The sequence below is a fragment of the Mycobacterium sp. genome, assembly GCF_032161845.1.
Taxonomy (GTDB): Bacteria; Actinomycetota; Actinomycetes; order Mycobacteriales; family Mycobacteriaceae; genus Mycobacterium.
Genome location: NZ_JAVRQA010000307.1, coordinates 1 through 2,749 on the forward strand (window position 1 = coordinate 1; position 2,749 = coordinate 2,749).

The 2,749-nt window shown below is 68.1% G+C and carries 3 protein-coding genes; 1 reads left to right on the plus strand and 2 read right to left on the minus strand.

Annotated features, from left to right (window positions below; genetic code table 11):
- A partial coding sequence (locus QOD90_RS16755; protein WP_526351658.1) for a DinB family protein occupies positions 1-490 on the minus strand: 490 nt, incomplete at its 3' end.
- Complete coding sequence (gene ypfJ / locus QOD90_RS16760) at positions 487-1,389, minus strand: KPN_02809 family neutral zinc metallopeptidase (protein ID WP_526351660.1); 903 nt, start codon at positions 1,387-1,389, stop codon at positions 487-489. The genes QOD90_RS16755 and ypfJ, both read right to left, overlap by 4 nt.
- 74 nt (positions 1,390-1,463) lie before the next feature.
- On the opposite strand from ypfJ, the gene QOD90_RS16765 reads away from it, so the two are divergent.
- The coding region (locus QOD90_RS16765) for a carboxylesterase/lipase family protein (RefSeq protein ID WP_526351662.1) at positions 1,464-2,749 on the plus strand (1,286 nt) is incomplete at its 3' end.

Here is a 2,749-nt window from a genome sequence, read left to right on the forward strand (position 1 = left end):
TCGTCGCGATCGTGAATTCGCTTCCATTGCTGCGTAGTCCACGTCGGGACCACGCGTCGACGGGTACCGACGCATAGACGTCTGCTACGGCCGCGGCCGCCCGCTGCAACTCGCCGGCGACGGTGCCCGGTTCCTGCGAGGCGTAGTCGTCGGTGCGAGCGGTCTCGTCCTGATCCCAGTTGGGGAATCGGGGGTCGTCCTCGGTGAGCATGAGGTGCACGCGCTTGGCGAAGATTCGGTGCACGTCGCGAATGTGGCAGCCGTACTCGAGGACCGACCACACGCCCGGCGCAGGGCGCTCGGTCACCGGCGTGCCCGCCAGCCTCGTCACCCACCCGTCGGCGTCGCGCCGGATCCGCGCGGCGACGTCGGTGGGGCGAATCGAACTGGCGTCGTAGCCGCAGTCGGGACAGGGTTCGGCGAGAACCCAGGTCCAGTCCTTGGTGTCTGGCTCGATGGCGGATTCGGAACCGTCGGACCCCGACTTCATCCCTCGTGCAGGTCCTGCGCCGAGAAGGTGTCGCACTTGTTGGGGTCGCCGGTGAGGTAGCCCTCGGTGAACCAGTTCTGCCGAGCGGCCGACGAACCGTGCGTCCACGACTCCGGATTCACCCGGCCGCCTGAGGACTGCTGGATGCGGTCATCGCCAACCGACGACGCCGCGGAGAGGGCGTCCTGAATGTCCTTGTCGGTCAACGGCTCCAGGAAGGTCACGTCGGTGCCCTCCTGCTTGGTGATGGCGGCGTAGTGCGCCCACACCCCGCCGTAGCAGTCGGCTTGCAGCTCGGTGCGCACGGAGTTGCCCTCGGCGCCGCCCGGTCCCTGCTGGGCCCGGCCGAGCGTGCCCTGCAGATCCTGGACGTGGTGACCGAACTCGTGGGCGACGACGTACTCCTGAGCCAACGGGCCACTGCTGGAACCGAACCGGTCGACGAGTTCCTGGAAGAAGGCGGTGTCGAAGTAGGCCGTCTTGTCCCCGGGACAGTAGAACGGGCCGACGTCCGTGGTAGCCGGTCCGCACGCCGTGTTCACGTTGTCGCTGAACAGTCGGATCTTCGGTCGCGTGTAGCCCTTCATCAGCTGCGACCACACGCCGTCCACCGAGTTGCCCGTCGCGATGATGCGGCAGCCAAGGATGTCATTGGCGTCCTTGCCCGTCTTGCACTGGCTGGTGTCGAAGCCGGGCGCGTCGACGCCCTGGGTGTCGTACTGACCGGTGCCGCCCTGTGGCAGCACCGTGCCGGGGTCGACGCCAAGAAACAGGGCAATGACGACGATGAGCAATCCGCCGACGCCGCCGCCGATCGCCAAGCGACCGCCGCCGCCACCGCCTCCTCCGCTGGTGGAGGTGGTGCTCGTGTCGATCCTCATGCCCTCGTTGAAGGTCACCCGTCACCCCGTCCTTCGACAACGCCGATGGCTCTGCGCCAGCCGGTTCAGCTTCCCACACTACGATTCGTGCGGTGGCCGCCCAGCGCGAAACCGTGGAAGATTCGACCGTCGCTCACACCGAGTACGGGACGTTGCGGGGCACCACCGATGGCGGCGTCAACGTCTGGCGTGGGATCGCCTACGCCGAACAACCCGTTGGTGCCCGGCGCTTCCGCGCGCCCGCCCCGCCTGCGTCGTGGAGTGGAGTCCGCCACGCCGTCGAGCACGGTCCGCTGCCACCGCAGGGGCGGTCCTTCGTCGGCGGTGGGCGCGATGATCCGAAGGTTCGCGACGAAGCATGCCTCACCCTCACCGTGTGGTCGCCAGATCCTGGCGCGGCACTACCGGTGATGGTGTGGATCCCCGGCGGTGCCTTCGTCTACGGGGCGGGTCAACTGCAGCTCTACAACGGCAGCAGGTTGGCCGCCAACGGCAACGTGGTCGTCGTCAACGTGACCTATCGGCTCGGAGTCTTCGGCGGCTTCGAACTCGGCGACCTCGGCCCAGGGTTCGACGACAATCTCGCCCTTCGCGACCAGGTGGCGGCACTGCAGTGGGTGCGGGACAACATCGGCGCCTTCGGCGGTGACCCCGGCCACGTCACAGTCTTTGGTGAATCAGCGGGCGCCACCTCGGTTTTGGCGTTGTTGGCCAGCCCACTCGCGGACGGATTGTTCAGCCGCGCGATCGCGCAGAGCCCCGCCTTGCCGCTGATCGCCGACCGGGAGACCCGCGCGCGGCAGGCCCGGACGTTCGTGGAGCGACTCGGCGTGTCCGTCGACGAGGTGAAGTCCCTGCCTCAGCGCCAGCTGCGACGCGCCGCGGGTCAACTCCAGGGCGAGAGTGCGGCGCACACGCCGACGTTGGCGTACGGGTTGACCCATGGTGTCGATTCCCTGCCCATGCATCCGATCGACGCCGCGAGGGTGGGCGGGGTGTGGCCGATTCCGTTGATCGTCGGCACCAACAGTCACGAGGCGTCGATGTTCGCCTGGGGCAAGCCGCCGATGCTGCCGACTACGCAGCCAATGGTCGACTCGTATTTCGCCCGCACTGCGCCCGCTGCCAAGGACCGGGTGCTGGCGGCGTACCCGGACTATCCGCGGCGGCGTGCCCTCATCGCACTGGGTTCGGACACGATGTTCGGCGCTCCCACTTGGGCGTTCGCCGACGCTTATGCCGAGCACGCGCCGGCCTACGTCTACCGCTTCGACCATGCCGCGTGGAGCCTGCGGTTGCTTGGTCTCGGCGCGACCCACGGCAGTGAGATCGTGCACGTCCAGCACAGCTACGGGTCCTACCTGGGGCGCAAGGTCCA